Annotated in this window: 13 protein-coding genes; all 13 read left to right on the top strand. The window is 36.7% G+C overall.

Features of this window, described 5'->3' with window-relative positions; all coding sequences use genetic code 11:
* Window positions 1-14 precede the first annotated feature (14 nt).
* Window positions 15-1400: a TlpA family protein disulfide reductase gene (locus EZ456_RS01640; protein ID WP_131526709.1), complete on the top strand. Its 1386-nt coding sequence runs from the start codon at window positions 15-17 to the stop codon at window positions 1398-1400.
* Window positions 1401-1455: 55 nt separating this feature from the next.
* Window positions 1456-2637, top strand: a complete 1182-nt coding sequence (locus tag EZ456_RS01645; RefSeq protein ID WP_131526711.1) for a TlpA family protein disulfide reductase — start codon at window positions 1456-1458, stop codon at window positions 2635-2637.
* A gap of 19 nt (window positions 2638-2656) precedes the next feature.
* Window positions 2657-4153, top strand: coding sequence for a retropepsin-like aspartic protease (locus tag EZ456_RS01650; protein ID WP_165501204.1), 1497 nt, complete (start codon window positions 2657-2659; stop codon window positions 4151-4153).
* A gap of 225 nt (window positions 4154-4378) precedes the next feature.
* On the top strand, window positions 4379-4582 hold the full coding sequence (locus tag EZ456_RS01655) for a helix-turn-helix domain-containing protein (RefSeq protein ID WP_205945000.1): 204 nt from the start codon (window positions 4379-4381) through the stop codon (window positions 4580-4582).
* 60 nt (window positions 4583-4642) lie between these two features.
* Window positions 4643-5341: a thioredoxin domain-containing protein gene (locus EZ456_RS01660; RefSeq protein ID WP_131526717.1), complete on the top strand. Its 699-nt coding sequence runs from the start codon at window positions 4643-4645 to the stop codon at window positions 5339-5341.
* A 1-nt stretch (window position 5342) separates the two neighbouring features.
* Window positions 5343-5840, top strand: coding sequence for a chitin binding peritrophin-A domain-containing protein (locus EZ456_RS01665; protein ID WP_131526719.1), 498 nt, complete (start codon window positions 5343-5345; stop codon window positions 5838-5840).
* A 17-nt stretch (window positions 5841-5857) separates the two neighbouring features.
* Window positions 5858-6346, top strand: coding sequence for a hypothetical protein (locus tag EZ456_RS01670; RefSeq protein ID WP_131526721.1), 489 nt, complete (start codon window positions 5858-5860; stop codon window positions 6344-6346).
* Between the two features lie 137 nt (window positions 6347-6483).
* A complete protein-coding gene (locus EZ456_RS01675; protein ID WP_131526723.1) occupies window positions 6484-7989 on the top strand; it encodes a family 16 glycosylhydrolase in 1506 nt (501 codons plus the stop codon).
* A 131-nt stretch (window positions 7990-8120) separates the two neighbouring features.
* Complete coding sequence (locus EZ456_RS01680; protein WP_131526725.1) at window positions 8121-10490, top strand: phosphocholine-specific phospholipase C; 2370 nt, start codon at window positions 8121-8123, stop codon at window positions 10488-10490.
* Between the two features lie 110 nt (window positions 10491-10600).
* Complete coding sequence (locus EZ456_RS01685; RefSeq protein WP_165501205.1) at window positions 10601-13465, top strand: ligand-binding sensor domain-containing protein; 2865 nt, start codon at window positions 10601-10603, stop codon at window positions 13463-13465.
* A gap of 35 nt (window positions 13466-13500) precedes the next feature.
* Window positions 13501-14127 carry a response regulator transcription factor gene (locus EZ456_RS01690; protein ID WP_131526729.1) on the top strand — a complete coding sequence of 209 codons (627 nt, stop codon included), beginning with the start codon at window positions 13501-13503 and terminating at the stop codon, window positions 14125-14127.
* Window positions 14128-14232: 105 nt separating this feature from the next.
* Window positions 14233-14598 carry a VOC family protein gene (locus tag EZ456_RS01695; protein WP_131526731.1) on the top strand — a complete coding sequence of 122 codons (366 nt, stop codon included), beginning with the start codon at window positions 14233-14235 and terminating at the stop codon, window positions 14596-14598.
* A 4-nt stretch (window positions 14599-14602) separates the two neighbouring features.
* On the top strand, window positions 14603-15469 hold the full coding sequence (locus EZ456_RS01700; protein WP_165501206.1) for a helix-turn-helix domain-containing protein: 867 nt from the start codon (window positions 14603-14605) through the stop codon (window positions 15467-15469).
* Window positions 15470-15520: the final 51 nt, after the last annotated feature.

The following is a 15520-nucleotide window of genomic DNA, read 5'->3' on the forward strand; positions in this document are numbered from 1 at the left end:
AACAAACATAAACCATGAAATTGAAAAAATTACTTAGTGGAGCATTATTGTGCATCACAACCGTTTCTGCAATGGCACAATTGCCTGTTGAAGTAAAAGGTCTTTTAAAAAAGAAAAGATCATCGGCTGTTAAACTGTTTAAGGTAAAGTACGGAAAGAGTGTAGAAATTGCGAATACAACCCCAACGGGGACTGGTCAGTTTGGTTTTTTGTTCTACCCGGAGTACGAAGGCTTATATGTAATTGGTACGGGTAATGAAAATGGTCCGAATGATAACTATAAATTCTATTTTAAGGGAGGCGAACAACTATCTGTAAATCTATTAGATTCGAGTTATGTGTTAACTGGAAAACTGAACTCTAAAGAGAATGTTGTGCTTAGCCAGTGGCATGATTTAACTTTTCCGTTGGAGCAAAAGGCCATCAACTTTATGAAAGTGCAGAGTACTTTTGTTGATTATTTTCCAGAACAAGAAGAAATCGTAGCCAAGACCAAAACTTTCTTAAACGGAAAAGCAACCGGCAATGTTAAATTCGACAAGGAAATTAAGGCAATAATGGCATGGGATTTAGCTAGTTATGCAACCAATTTCCTGAATACTCCTCGCTCTGCTCATCCTTCGGTAGAAGAGTACAGCAATTTTTATAGCACCTTAAAAGCAGAAGATTTTGCCAAAACAACGAATAAGGTTTATACTTATCCATGGGGTTTCCGTACACTGTCTGCAATCATCAGTGTAAATATGCGTCAGCAGGGAAAAGCCTACAAAAGAGGTGTTGAAGGTGTAGACCTTTTTGCCTCTTTTGTTCCAAACGATACCTTAAAAGGAGACCTGGCTTTAGATAATGCCACAGGCTATAAAACAATTGGTGATTACCAGACCCTTATGGCTAAATACGATAAGTATGTAATTACCAAAGCGCAGAAAGAACGTAGCAGCAACATTATGAACCCTTTGTTAACCTATAAACCAGGAACCGATGCTTACGAATTTTCTTATGCAGACAACACCGGTAAAATGTATAGTATGAAAGATTTTAAAGGAAAAGTAGTGTTGGTTGATACCTGGGCAACCTGGTGCGGCCCTTGTAAAGCCGAAATCCCATTCCTTAAAAAATTAGAAGAAGAAATGAAAGGAACGGATGTGCAGATTATCAGTTTATCTACCGATGCAGAAAAGGACAAAGAAAAATGGCTTAAAATGATTAAAGATGAAAATTTGGGTGGCTTGCAGCTTTTTGCTGGTGGACCAGCTAATGAGTTTTCTAAATATTATAAAATTAATGCCATTCCCCGTTTTTTGGTTTTCGATAAACAGGGCAAAATCGTAACCGTTGATTCACCCCGTCCTTCTCAGCCTGAGTTAAAAGCATTATTGCAAAAAACGCTAGCCAATTAGGTTATTGCTTTGCCGCTACATCGGCGGCAAAGCTTTTTTATATTTTCTTATTCCTATGATAACAATAAAAAAACTATTGCTAGCCACGCTTTTGCTCTTTTTTTTACCCAAGGCATATTGTCAAAATGATAGCATCCAAATTAGTGGGCAACTTAAGGGCCTGGGAAATAAATCGGTTTGGATTTCTTTTGCTGATGATGATGGTGTATCGAGAAGTTACAGAGCAAATGCCAGTAACGATGCTTTTTCTTTAAAGGTACCCCGGTTGCAAAGACCAGCCATTGCCCGTTTTGATGTTTCGATATCGAGAGGTTTAAATGCTACAAACAATGGCAAAACAGTTTCTAACCCAGCGCCCGTTCTCGATCTGTTCGTTTTTGACAAAGGGATCCAAATAACTGGCGATGCCTTATTGGTTCAGTTTGCTAAAGTGACTGGGGATGAAGAAAATGATATACTCGATTTCTACAAGCAGCAGGTTAAAAAAGGCGAGATGCGTAATTACGAAATTATGCAAATGCTTTTTAATGGCGAGGATAAAACCTCTTCCGAAAATGCAGCTGCGCTAAAGACAGAAGCCACGGCAAACAACAAAAAGCTGGTTAACGTAAAAAAAGATTTTGTGAAGAATCACCCAAATGCCTTCGCCTCTGTTTTTTTATTAACTAGGATGCAGAATCTATACCCTGCTGGCGATTTTATTTCCACGTGGAACAGTTTATCCAACAAGTATAAAAACCATCCCGCTGCTGAGCGAATTAAGGAGTACATAAAAAAAATAAGCGCTACACCTAATGGTGCAAATGCCATCGATTTTCAAAAAGTGGATATGAACGGAAAGCCAGTTCGTTTGACCGATTTTAAAGGCAAAACTGTTCTGTTAGATTTCTGGGGAAGTTGGTGTGGACCGTGCAGGGCCAGCAATCCGCATTTAAAAAAACTGTATGAAAAATATCAATCCAAAGGCTTCGAAATTATTGCCATAGCGCAAGAGCAGAAAAAATTACTCAGCGAGGCACGCACAGCCTGGCTTAAGGCTATTGAAGAAGATGGACTTACCTATATCAATGTGCTCAATAACGATGGTATTGAAAAACAAAATCTGGTACGAGATTACAACATTATGGCTTTCCCTACTAAGATACTGATTAGCGCAGAGGGTAAAATATTGATGCGGATCACCTCCAGCGCCACCGATGACATTGACCACGCACTAGAAAAAATTTATGGGTTTTAAATCCATCAAGTTCAATAAAATGAAATTTAAAATAATATTATTTTTTGGGGTTTTAGTTTCGTCACTAAACGTCCAGGCGCAGAACGCCAAAGGTGTGGTAGAAAGCATAAACAAAATGTTCGCTCAAAAATCTATCGATCCCGTAATGGAGAATTTAAGTGCTAATTTTTCTATTGCCGCTTACTCCAGACCATCGACCGATAGGATGCTAAAAGCGATTTTGGAGCATTATGCCTGCGATTCGCTGCAATTGAAAAGTGAGACAAAACAAAATGGAAATGTTCAACTTATCGTACTTGCGTTTAACAAAGGAAAAGCCGGAAAGGAAAGCTTCCTCTACACCGATGCAAGCTATAAACTCCTTTACGCTGATATTTTCGATCAGCTCTATGGCATGAACCGATATAAAAAATCGGTATTGATTGCTAAAATCCCCTTCGAAATACAGGATGGCTCTATTATTTTAACGGTTAAGGTAAACAATAGCCAACGACCGCTAAAACTGCTTTTTGATACAGGTGCAGATGGAATGGCTATTACCAAAGCCCTTGCCGATTCTGTAGGCATAAAGGCTACCCGACAGCAAAATACTTCTGTAGTAGGCGGGAATATGCAGATATCGGTTTCAGAAGGGAATACCATTCAGCTAGATACTTTTAAACTAAAAAACCAAAGTTTTGCCATTTTTCCTGAAATGCATAAAGGAAGTGATGGCATTATTGGAAACAGCATTGCCAAAAACTACATCACCAAGGTAGATTTCGATAAAAAAGAACTCTCGCTTTATAATTTTGGCGATTATGAATATCAAGACCAGGGGAAATCTGTTCCGGTTAGCGTGCCTGCTGGCTTGTTTATTATCCCTGGTGAAGTAAGTGTAATGCCTGGCCAGGAAAATGCTGGAGAATTTGTTTTCGATACCGGCGCTGCGTACAATCTCATTTGTTTTAGGCCATTTGTAAAAAAATACAAACTACTGGTAAGCGGTTTTAAACCCGAATATAATGGTACTACAACAAGTATGGGCATAAGCACACCTACTTACAGCGGCAGGGCTGCGGCATTCTCTTTTTCGAACATGCCTAAACTTACAAATTTTCCGATTACGCTTATGGCTGGAGGTGGACAGAGCGAAAGCTGGAATCCTGGCTTCGATGGATCAATTGGCATAAGAACCATTGGGCGTTATAATTTCACCATTAACCTACAGAAAAAGGAAATCCATTTTAGCCCCAATCGCACCATAGCCTACCCTAGTGATTTTGTACTGGGCAGCTATCTTTTCGGGTTTAACGAGAACGGAAAATTAAGTGTTTTAAGTGTGATCGCAACGACTGAAAATCCGGTTTTAACTGTAGGACAAATGATCAGCAGTATAAATGGAATTCCAGATGCTATTTTATTGAAAGACACAAAAAAAATGAACCAGCTTTTAAGCTTAGCTGCCGGAAGCGAAATTAAGGTTGCCTTTAGTTTAAAGGGCCAGCTTCAAACTACATCTATAACCAAAAAATAAATCAAGAATAGGGAAAAAATTACTAAGGGCATTTTTTGCTGTGCCAATTTTAAGAACAACTACTATTCAATAATAAAATCTTCGTTTAATTAAAATGTTGTAAAGCTAAGCTTGTAGTATTACTAAGCAATTTATCTATAATTATCTTCTCAGGACATAATCAACCTTATGTTTAAAAAAAATCAAAGAACAACTATCCATTCAGAATTTTTTAATTCAAAGAAGATGGCTAATTATATTAAAAATATTAGGGTTCAAAAACAACTTTCTCAGTATACCGTTGCCGATAAATTGGGAATTTCCCAGAATAGTTATTGGCTATTGGAAAACGGGCACACAAAAATTACAATGGAGCATATAGCTGGTTTTTCCGTGGTTTTTAATGTTGACTGCAAACAATTACTAACGGATTTTTTTGAACAAATATGAGGCTTAATTTAATAGGCAATCCCTATTGTGTAGGTTTTGAATAGTATATATCTTTATGATATGCAGTTCAGTAAGATAAAAACTATAAAATTATTCATTATAATTATTCTTGGTTGCCTACTATTTGGTAGATGCAATACAAGAGATGTTTATACGAATGTTGACCTTGATAAAGCAATTGAGTCGGCAAAGAAAAGAGACAAAAAACTTCTATTTATAGCTACGATTAACGGCTGTTCTCCTTGTAATACTATTCAAAAAAAAATAGCGGAAAATGACACCCTTAAGAGTGCCCTAAAAGACTATTTAGTTGTTGTTTATTCAGGAGATATAACAAACTTATCTTTAGCAAATAAAATAATTGGGCAAATTAAAAGCCCAGCTACCATTGTATTTAATAAAATGCATTCGGTTGAAAATGTTGTTTTCGGATTCAAGAATGTAAACGATTACCTCTACAAAATTCAAAATATTAATATAAGTGATTTTGAAAAATCAAGAATCAACATGTTGTTAAAGGTAACGGTTGATATAAAAAGGAATAATAGATTAAGCCAAAGACAATTTGAGGAACTAAGGGCAGTCGATCCCTCTTTCTTTAATTTATTCTTATTATTTAAAAATAGCATGCTTTCAAAACAATACAAACGGGCTCAAATTTATGCTAAAGAATGTGTTTTAAAACAAAATAATTTTACCAATATATTATATAATAAAGAAATTTTAGAAATAAAAAACTTTAAACCAATTAATAATTAAAATGAGAAAACAGATTCTAAAAATCGCAATTTTTGTAGGCTTAATTACCACAGTCACTCTCAGTATGGGCTTTTATGTCCGAGATCCATATGATTGCTCTAAATTTTATGATGAGGATTATGGGATTAGCGGTCAATGCGCCCCAGGTTTATTTTTTAATATGTATACCCAAATGTGCGATTATGCAGACAATGTAGATTGCGTAGAGATGGTAGGAGGAGGAAGGAAATCTACCGCTTTAATGGGTAATGGCCCTGTAACACTATCATTTAGCGCTGGGCAGGCAGTTAATTTAGAACTGAAGAATAATAATGTGTTGGGTATAGGGGTAACAATACATGCCAATTATCAAAATGGTGCAGATTGGAATGCTTATATGCTACCATTAGGGTCTACGAGTAAAGGGTATTCTGTGTTTGGAACAGTTCCTATTGGGTGGAATTTTAGTGCTAGTTCAGCTGGAGAGGCTGTGGTTAGTGTTACAGCAACATGGAATTAATTTAAATATTTAATATAATGAAAACAAAATTAAAGAGTACTATTCTGCTTAGCTTGATATTAACAACAAGTACAATATTCAGTTGCACAAAGAAAAACGATGAATCTAAGCAGCTTATGGATAAGATTTCATCTTACAAGAGTAGCATTTCTGTTAAGGCACTTGTTGAAAAAAAATCATTTATTGATGTGGATTTTGCAAAAATAGCACCGATTAAATTGAGGTCAAATAAGACAGAAAAGGAGATGCGGGAGCAAGAGCTAGAAATGGCTAAAGCAAAAGCCGCGGTTTATCGATTTTATTCTCATGTTAAACTGATTAATGGCCTTTATAAGGTTGAGATAGAAAATGGTAAAAGCATCAACATTTCAGAAAACTCATTTATATTCATTGAGAACAATTTAAAGGCAAATAATGATTGGATTGAGAAAGAAAAGGCTGCGGGAAAGATTGTTGATACTCCGCCCGTAACATCAGAATACCTAAATGCACTAATAAAGAATTAATAATATAAAACAATAAAGCAAAAAGCTTACCCAGCCAGGTAAGCTTTTTGCTTTTTAATTCATACAATGGTTACATAAATTCCATCTGTGTTTCATACTAAAAAATTAATTTTGATATTGCATAATTAAATCCAAATATGAAACGAATATTTATTTCTGCGCTAATGTTGTTCATTTTTACCGCCTCTTTTGCTCAAAAATTTAACTGGAATAAAAACCAGGTAATTGCGCACCGTGGCGCATGGAAGAAAAATAATTTCCCTCAAAATTCCATAGCTTCTTTAAACGAAGCAGTAAAGCTTGGTTGTTATGGTTCGGAATTCGATATATGGATGACCGCAGATAATGTTTTGGTCATTAATCACGATCCTGAATTTCAGGGTTTGGTTATCGAAAAAGTAAACTATGCTGATTTATTGACCAAAACCATGAGCAATGGCGAAAAGATTCCAACGCTCGAAGCCTATTTATTGGAAGGTAAAAAGCAAAGAACAACCAAACTTATTTTAGAGATCAAACCTTCGCTAGTTAGTAAAGAACGTGGGATTGAGGTGACCAATAAATGTGTTGAAATGGTTCAGAAACTTGGGGTAGTGGAGTGGGCGGAGTATATCAGTTTTGATTACGATTACTGTAAACGTATTTTAGCCTTGATGCCCAAAGCAAAAGTGGCCTATTTAAAAGGCGAAATCAGTGCGGAACAAATGAAAGCAGATAAATTAACCGGTGTTGATTATCATTTTAGCGTTTACCAAAAAGATGGGTGGATTGAAAATGCCCAAAAACTAGGCTTAACCGTAAATGCATGGACGGTAAATACTGTCCCTGAAATTCAATGGCTATTGGCACACCAGGTTGATTACATTACCACTAACGAGCCAGAATTAACTTTCGAAGAACTCAAAAAAACACCAGTTGCAACAGGTTGGAAACTGAAATGGGCTGATGAATTTAATGATGCAGGATTAGCTTTGGCAAAAAACTGGAGTTACGATGTTGGTGGAAAAGGCTGGGGAAATAACGAACTTCAATACTATACCGATGCCGATAGCTCGAATGCAATTGTAAAAAAACGAAATCTGAATATTACAGCCGTAAAAGCAGAGAAGGAAAACAACCATTACACTTCGGCCAGATTGGTAACGAAAAATAAATTCGATTTTAAATACGGAAGGGTAGAAGTTCGCGCAATATTGCCCAAAGGCAGGGGCTTATGGCCTGCAATATGGGCCTTACCAACCGACGGGAAGTATGGTGGCTGGCCAAAGAGCGGCGAAATTGATATTATGGAGCATGTAGGTTATGATCCTGATAGCGTTCATGGAACGGTACATACCGAAAAGTTTAACCATATAATCAAAACGCAGGTGGGCAAGGCTTTAAAGGTTAATAATCCTTATACTGAATATCATATTTATGCTGTAGAATGGTTTGCCGATAGGATAGACTTCTTTATAGATAATCAAAAATACCTCACTTTTAAAAATACCAAAAAAGGATCTGGCGATTGGCCATTTGATCAAAACTTCCACATTATTTTAAATGTAGCCGTAGGTGGCGGTTGGGGTGGTAAAAAAGGAATAGACGAATCTATTTTCCCTGCAACAATGAAGGTTGATTATGTTAGGGTATTTCAGAAATAATGGACGATGTAATATGGATAAGGGAAGATGGAGAATCAAACTGCCAATCGCCAACTGAAAATTACTAACTATCAACTGAAAGTTGAACTGCTTTATATAAATTGCAGTATCTAAGCTATATTGTATAATTTATGGACTCACGTAGAGAATTTCTAAAAAAAGCGGCCTTGTTTGCCGGAGCCACTGGCATGGCCAATACCTTGCCCAGTTCGGTGCTTAAAGCCATGTCGATTAACCCAGAACCGGGTAGTACATTTTACGATGCAGAACATATTGTTTTCCTGATGCAGGAAAACAGGTCTTTCGACCATATGTTTGGTAAAATGAAAGGTGTTCGCGGGTTTAACGATCCCCACCCACATATTCAACCTGATGGAAACAAAGTTTGGTTGCAAAAAGATGGCCAGGGTTACACCTATGCTCCTTTTCATGTAGATATTAACAAAACAAAAATCACCTGGCAGGGTGGTTTACCACATTCGTGGAATGACCAGGTTGCAGCACGAAATGGTGGCCGTTACGATAAATGGCTGCCCGTTAAAACACCAATGACGTTGGCTTACTATGATCGGAATGATGTTCCTTTCTATTATGCCATGGCCGATGCTTTTACCATTTGTGATCAGCATTTTTGCTCATCGCTAACCGGAACAACACCAAATAGACTGTTCTTTTTTACAGGAACCGTTCGTGGAGAAAAAAGTGCAAACCGGGTTGCGGTAGTAAATAACGATCAGGCCGAATCGCAAAATAATGTATTCGTAGATTGGCCAACCTTTCAGGAAACATTAGAAGATAATGGTATCGATTGGCGCATATACCAAAACGAACTGTGGACCTCAAAACTCCCGGAAGGCGAAATAGACGATTGGTTGGGAAATTACGGCGATAATCCTGTAGAGTACATCAGCAGGCACAACGTTAAACTATCAGCTTACTTTAGAAAAAATGGCGATAATACCGTTAAACCAGCTTTAACCGCAAAAGAAGTTCAGGATAAATATGATAAATTATCTCAAAAAGAAAAGAACTTAGTAGATAAAGCGTTTACGACAAACATTTCTCAAAAAGATTATCTCGATCTTGAACCATTTACTTTTAAAAATGACCAGGGTAAGTCTGAAACGATTAATGTGCCTAAAGGCGATATTTTTCATCAGTTTAGAAAGGACGTAGATGGCGGGAAATTACCAATGGTTTCGTGGTTGGTTGCACCTCAACGTTTTTCCGATCACACCAGTTCCCCACTGTACGGAACCTGGTACGTGAGCGAAGCCCTCGATATTTTAACCAAAAACCCAGAGGTTTGGAAAAAGACAATTTTTGTTCTAACCTATGATGAAAATGATGGTTACTTTGATCATCAGCCACCTTTCGTGGTGCCAAACCCTGATGATTCAACCAGTGGAAAGGTATCTGAAGGAATAAACTATGCCACGGATTTTGAAGCAAGAAAGGGAAGTCCGATCGGCTTGGGCTATCGGGTTCCATTGGTTATTGCCTCACCTTGGAGTAAGGGTGGTTTTGTAAACTCGCAGGTTTTCGATCATACGTCATCATTAATGTTTATGGAAAAATGGTTGGCTAAAAAAACAGGCAAAACCATTAAAAGTAATAACATTAGCGATTGGCGAAGAAATATCTGTGGCGATTTAACCTCGGTGTTTAGACCATATAATGGAGGAGAAATCAAATCTCCGGAACCATTAAAGAGGGATGTTGTGGTAACCAATATTGGTAATGCTAAAAATAAACCCGCTCAGGTTGGACCTACTGCCCTTAATAAAACCGAAATTGCAAAAATAAATAAATTCGAATCCTTTTCTGCTGAGACATCTAATCATGCCCCTAAGCAGGAAAACGGAACAAAACATGCCTGTGCCTTACCTTATCATTTAACGGTTGATGCAAATCTGGTTAATAATGAGATAACACTTACTTTTCAATCGGCAAAAACTTTGTTCGGTAGTGAAATAGAAACTGTTGGTGCACCTTTCAACATGAATACCATTGCCAAATTTAAAGGTGTTGCGGGCAAAACATGGGCCTATGCCGTAAAGGCGGGCGATGTGTTAAAAGACAGCATTAAACTGGATGATTTTGACAACGAAGTTTATGACCTAACAGTAAGTGGTCCGAATGGTTTTTACAGGAATTTCGTAGGCAGCAAAAAAAATCCTTCCGTTGTTGTAAAAGCATATCCAGAGCAAGGTGGTTTGGTAAGCAAAAAACTTACAGGTACCCTGGTTTTCGCTATTGAGAACAAAGGCGCTGGTTTAATTACACTCCAAATTGTAGATAACAAATACAAATCGGGGAGCAAATCGGTAACAATCAAGCCAAAATCGAGTACAAATATTTCCTTTAATCTGGCTAAAAGTGCGAATTGGTACGATTTCAGTATTGTGCAGACGGGTAATACCACATTTAAACACCGTTATGCAGGTAAAATAGAAACCGGAGAAATTACCCAAACCGACCCATACATGGGCAACGCATAATAAATATCCCCCAAAAAGGGGGATGGCTTTTGAAAGAAATTATGCTTATTTTGTATTACATGTGCAGTAAACTGTCTATAATCAAGATAAATTTCATATTTTCTTTCATTTTGCTTTTTAGCCTTAAGCTATCGGCCCAAAGCTATAATTTTACCAATTACAGCCTGAAGGATGGCCTGCCTCAATCGCAGGTAATGGTAATTTATCAGGCAAAAGACAGGACGCTTTGGCTTGGCACTTTTGGCGGGGTAAGTAATTTCGATGGCAGGCAATTTACCTCCTATAGTAAAGCCGATGGACTGGGTTCAAATTCGATAAACTGTATCCTTGAAGATAACCAGAATCAGATTTATTTTGGTACAGAAGCAGGAATCAATACCCTAAAAAAGGGGAAAATAAGTACATTATCTTCAGGTAGAGGAGTAAGCCATTTACTTAAAGATAAGCAAGGTACGGTGTGGGGAATAACCGGGCGTAAACTTTTTAAAATTGAAAACGGCAAGCTTGTTTTTTATCCGATAGAAGATAAAAGTATTCATGCTATCAATGCCGATAAATTCGGTAATCTCTATGCAGTAGTTTCAGAAAAAGGGATTTATCAGCTTAAAAATAACAAATGGGTGTTTTATCAGGAATTGCCCCGCGAAGTCATTGCTTCATCCATTAGTAAGTTGCTTTTTGATAGAAAGATTAAAAACAAAGTCTATCTGTTAACCTATCGCAACGGAATTTATGTATTAGAGAACGGGATTTCAAAACCATTTTTTAAAAACCCGGGCATTGATACCTATTACTCCATAGCACAAGATAGTAAAGGGAATATGTGGGTAGGATCTGAAAAAGGAGCTTACCTTATTCACAAAAATGGTTCGATTATTCATTTTAATGGAGAAAATGGGCTAAGCGATAACCAGGTTAACGAAATATTTAGCGATACGGAAAATAACATTTGGGTATCCTGTTTTAGTGATGGAATTTATAAATATGAGGGAGATGCCTTTATCCACTACAATAAGTTTAAAGGACAAAACATCGCATACCCTATAAGCGGAATTGCTGCAGATAAAAATGATAACCTCTGGTTTGGCACTTTTAACAAGGGTGTTTTTAAGTACGATGGTAAAAATGTACAAAATGTCGATATCCCTGCTTTTAAGGATAAAAAAATCTACTTCGTTTATGCGGATAGAGCAAAAAACATTTGGTTTTCTACCTATGGCAATGGTGTTTGGAAATACGACGGACATAAATTTAGTCAGGTATTAAAGCCAGAAAGATTTGATAACAGTTCTATAGCTGAAGACGAGGTGGGAGGAATATGGATAAACGGGCTCATGTCATCTACTTATTTAAAGGATGGAAAAGCCGAAAGAATAAGCGGGTTTGATGGCTATTTATCATGTATTTACCCTTTTAACAAGGATAGTGTGTTTCTTGGCACCTCAAAAGGCGTTACGCTCATTAAAAATAAAAAGATAGATAAAACATTTCATATCAAATCGCTCATCAACGTTCACGTACTGAGTATTATAAAACATGATGATAATTTAATTTTTGCTACACTTGGTGATGGGATCATTACCTGGAATTTAAAAACGAAGGCCATTAAACGTTATGTTGTTGCAGATGGACTAAACTCAAATGATATTTATAGCCTTGCAACCGATAAGAAAAATAATTTATGGGCCGGAACAGGTCGGGGGATTAACAAATTAACTTTTAATAAGCGGCAGCAAAATTATGAAGTTTTTAGAGATCATCCGCTAATTGTTGAGTGTAACCAAAACGCAATTATCAATTACAAAAACAGCATATTGGTGGGCACCATAAATGGACTCATTCAATGTAAAACCAATGTGCTTACAGAGAGCGTAAAAAATCCTTTTATCCATATCCAACAGGTAAGTGTTTTTCATAAAAATGATCGGGCAAAAGATCTTTCAATAGATCTGAACGGAAAAGGAGATAAATTTTATAAACTTAATTACAATCAAAACCACATTTCGATAAGTTTTAAAGGCGTTTACCTCACCAATCCAGAGAGCGTACTTTACCGATACAAACTGGTTGGGGTAGATAACGATTTCAGCAAACCTATACCCAATACGGAGATCGAATATTCGGCCATAAGGCCAGGAAGTTATACCTTCCAGGTTTATGCGATCGCAAATGGTCAGCAATCGAATATAGAACAGTTTAGCTTTACCATTGTACCACCATATTACGATACCATTTTATTTAAGATTAGCGCATTTTTGGTGCTTATATTCATGATCTGGCTTATCTTTTACCTGATTTTTAAAACCAGAGAACGCAAAAAACATCAGTTCGAAAAGTTAAAGTTAAAAGAACAAGAAAAAATAAGAAAGCAAACTGCAGAAGATTTTCATGATGATATTGGCAATAAACTAACCCGGATTAATGTTTTGTCTGAAATTTTGGATAAAAAGGTAGCCGGAACAGAAAAAGAGCAAAAAGAACTGATCAGGCTAATCAGAGAAAATGCCAGCCTGTTGTATACCGGAACTAAAGATATTCTTTGGGCGCTAGATCCGCATAGCGATAATCTTTTTGAGATATTGATGCACATTAAAAATTTTGGAATCGATCTTTTCCAAAATACAGGCGTAACATTTAAAATGGAAGGCGTATTAAGTAAATACCAAAAACTACAGCTATCGATGGAGTTTAACCGCAACCTAACCCTTATCTTTAAAGAAATGCTAAACAATGTGTTAAAGCACGCCAAAGCAAGCCAGGTGCTGATTATGGTTATTGAAACCGATCACGATACAGTAAACATCTTAACAACAGACGATGGCGAAGGTTTTGATATTGAAACGGTACAGAAAGGGAGAGGATTAAACAATATTCAAACACGCTGCAAGCGTATAAAATCGACTTTTCAAATTTCTTCTGTCAAGGGAAAAGGTACCACTACAACAATTTCTACCAGAATTCCTGTTACAAAATAGCACTCTAACCGTCTTAATTAAAACCAACAACAAAAATGAGCCAGAATTTACGAATTGTTCTAATCGAAGATGACGATATTTTAAGAATGGGTTATGAATCGTTATTAAGCGATGTTGAAGATTTTGTAGTCGTAAATGCTTATGCATCGTACGATTTGGCGAAGAAACACTTAGAGGCTGATCATCCAGATGTGATTCTGCTTGATATCCAGATGCCTGGCACCAATGGACTGCAAGCTTTGCCTTTTATCAAAAAAAGCTTACCCAACACGAATATTATTATCCTCACCGTTTTCGATTCGCCCGAATTGGTTTTCGAAGCCCTAACCATGGGCGCTGGTGGTTACCTCACTAAAAATTCGAGCGCATCGAAAATTATAGATGCCGTGAGAGAAGTGAGTACGGGCGGAGGCGCTATGAGTACAAATGTAGCGCGCATTGTAATGCATTCTTTTCAAAAAAACCTGAACTCTCCTTTAACTAAACGCGAAACCGAAATATTAGATCGGATTGCAAACGGACAAACAAAATCTCAAATCGCAAACGATCTCTTTATTGATCAGGAAACCGTAAGGAGCCATGTGAAAAATATTTACATCAAACTCGATGTAAATTCCAAATCAGAAGCGATTAAAACAGCCAAGGAAAAGCGCTTTATTTGATCTATACCCGTATTCTGCTAAAAAATAATGCGAAAATCACCCTTTTTGGGTGATCCTTTGGGTTCAATTTCAGTTTAATTTTACATCATACAATTAAACGAGGCAATGAACCATTCTGCAAAATTCTTTTATGTGCAAGTAAAGCAACTAAATGATGCAGATGCATTTTATGCCAATTGTTTGGGCATGCCTACAGAATCGATCATGATTTCTGCAAAAGAAAAAGGAATAATGGTTAAGGCAGATCATGAGATCAATATTTTCCTGTCGGAACAGAAGCATCAAAATCAAACCAATAAAATTGTATTAACCAGCGATGATTGTTTAGAAGATTATTGCAGGCTAAAATCGAGAGGGGTTATTTTTAAAAATAGGCCAGCTTACTTAAGTGAGGGTTTAAGTATCGAATTTTCTGATCCTTATGGTAATCATTTTATCATATTGGAACAGCGTAACTACAATGAGGATTAATGTGATGAGGTACGTAAAAGAATTAAGCAATAGGAATAAAATTATAAGCGAAAGCACCTGTGAAGCGCTTTACGAGCAACAGAACGATGCTTATACCATTAAATTTGTTTTTAACGGAACTGAGGATTGTGAAATTAACAAGCGTAAGTTTAGCATTTACCCAGATACTTTTGCCGTTGTAAATGCCGGAACAAATTTTTGCAGCAAAATAGATTCGATAAGTCCAGTAAATACATTTTCTGTTTCTTTTGGCGAAAATTTCATTAAAGATTTTCATCGTACTTTTTCGAGCAGCAACGAAAATTTACTTGATGGAAAAGAGGCCAAAGGAACACCTCCGTTTATCGAATCACTTTATCCGTTTTCTGGCGATATGCGGTTTAATGTATTGCATTTGAAAAGTCAGCTCGATAAAGGTTTGAAAGACGAAATACTGATTAATGAATATCTGTATCACTGCCTTTTAAACTATTATAAAATTTATGATAAAGAGGTGGTTCAGAAATTGGATAAACTCAGCTTTATCAAAACAAAAACCCGCGAAGAGGTTTTAAAAAGATTAACACTCGCTAAAGAATACATTAGCAGTAATTACAATCAAAATATAACATTAGAAAATATTGCCGAACAGGCATGTTTATCCGTTAACCATTTGCTAAGAACATTTAAGGAAGCATATGAAATTAGCCCATACCAGTTTTTAGTGCAGTTAAGATTAAACCGGGCTAAAAAACTATTGCAAACTACCCCTTATTCCTTAAATGAAATAGTAGGTTTAGTAGGGTTTGAATGCCCAAGCTCATTCATCCGGTTATTTAAGCACACGTTCAATATTACCCCGCTAAAATATAGAAAGAGTAGGTTGAATTAAAGTATAAATAGTGATTTCTGCATATTTTGAATGTTAGGATGAAACTATTTT

It is taken from the genome of Pedobacter psychrodurus (assembly GCF_004331735.1).
Taxonomy (GTDB): Bacteria; Bacteroidota; Bacteroidia; order Sphingobacteriales; family Sphingobacteriaceae; genus Pedobacter; species Pedobacter psychrodurus.

Bases quoted from the DNA above. Each gene is read 5' to 3' on its own strand.
- EZ456_RS01640 (WP_131526709.1), top strand. From the start codon at position 15: ATGAAATTGAAAAAATTACTTAGTGGAGCATTATTGTGCATCACAACC.
- EZ456_RS01645 (WP_131526711.1), top strand. From the start codon at position 1,456: ATGATAACAATAAAAAAACTATTGCTAGCCACGCTTTTGCTCTTTTTT.
- EZ456_RS01650 (WP_165501204.1), top strand. From the start codon at position 2,657: ATGAAATTTAAAATAATATTATTTTTTGGGGTTTTAGTTTCGTCACTA.
- EZ456_RS01655 (WP_205945000.1), top strand. From the start codon at position 4,379: ATGGCTAATTATATTAAAAATATTAGGGTTCAAAAACAACTTTCTCAG.
- EZ456_RS01660 (WP_131526717.1), top strand. From the start codon at position 4,643: ATGCAGTTCAGTAAGATAAAAACTATAAAATTATTCATTATAATTATT.
- EZ456_RS01665 (WP_131526719.1), top strand. From the start codon at position 5,343: ATGAGAAAACAGATTCTAAAAATCGCAATTTTTGTAGGCTTAATTACC.
- EZ456_RS01670 (WP_131526721.1), top strand. From the start codon at position 5,858: ATGAAAACAAAATTAAAGAGTACTATTCTGCTTAGCTTGATATTAACA.
- EZ456_RS01675 (WP_131526723.1), top strand. From the start codon at position 6,484: ATGAAACGAATATTTATTTCTGCGCTAATGTTGTTCATTTTTACCGCC.
- EZ456_RS01680 (WP_131526725.1), top strand. From the start codon at position 8,121: ATGGACTCACGTAGAGAATTTCTAAAAAAAGCGGCCTTGTTTGCCGGA.
- EZ456_RS01690 (WP_131526729.1), top strand. From the start codon at position 13,501: ATGAGCCAGAATTTACGAATTGTTCTAATCGAAGATGACGATATTTTA.
- EZ456_RS01695 (WP_131526731.1), top strand. From the start codon at position 14,233: ATGAACCATTCTGCAAAATTCTTTTATGTGCAAGTAAAGCAACTAAAT.
- EZ456_RS01700 (WP_165501206.1), top strand. From the start codon at position 14,603: ATGAGGTACGTAAAAGAATTAAGCAATAGGAATAAAATTATAAGCGAA.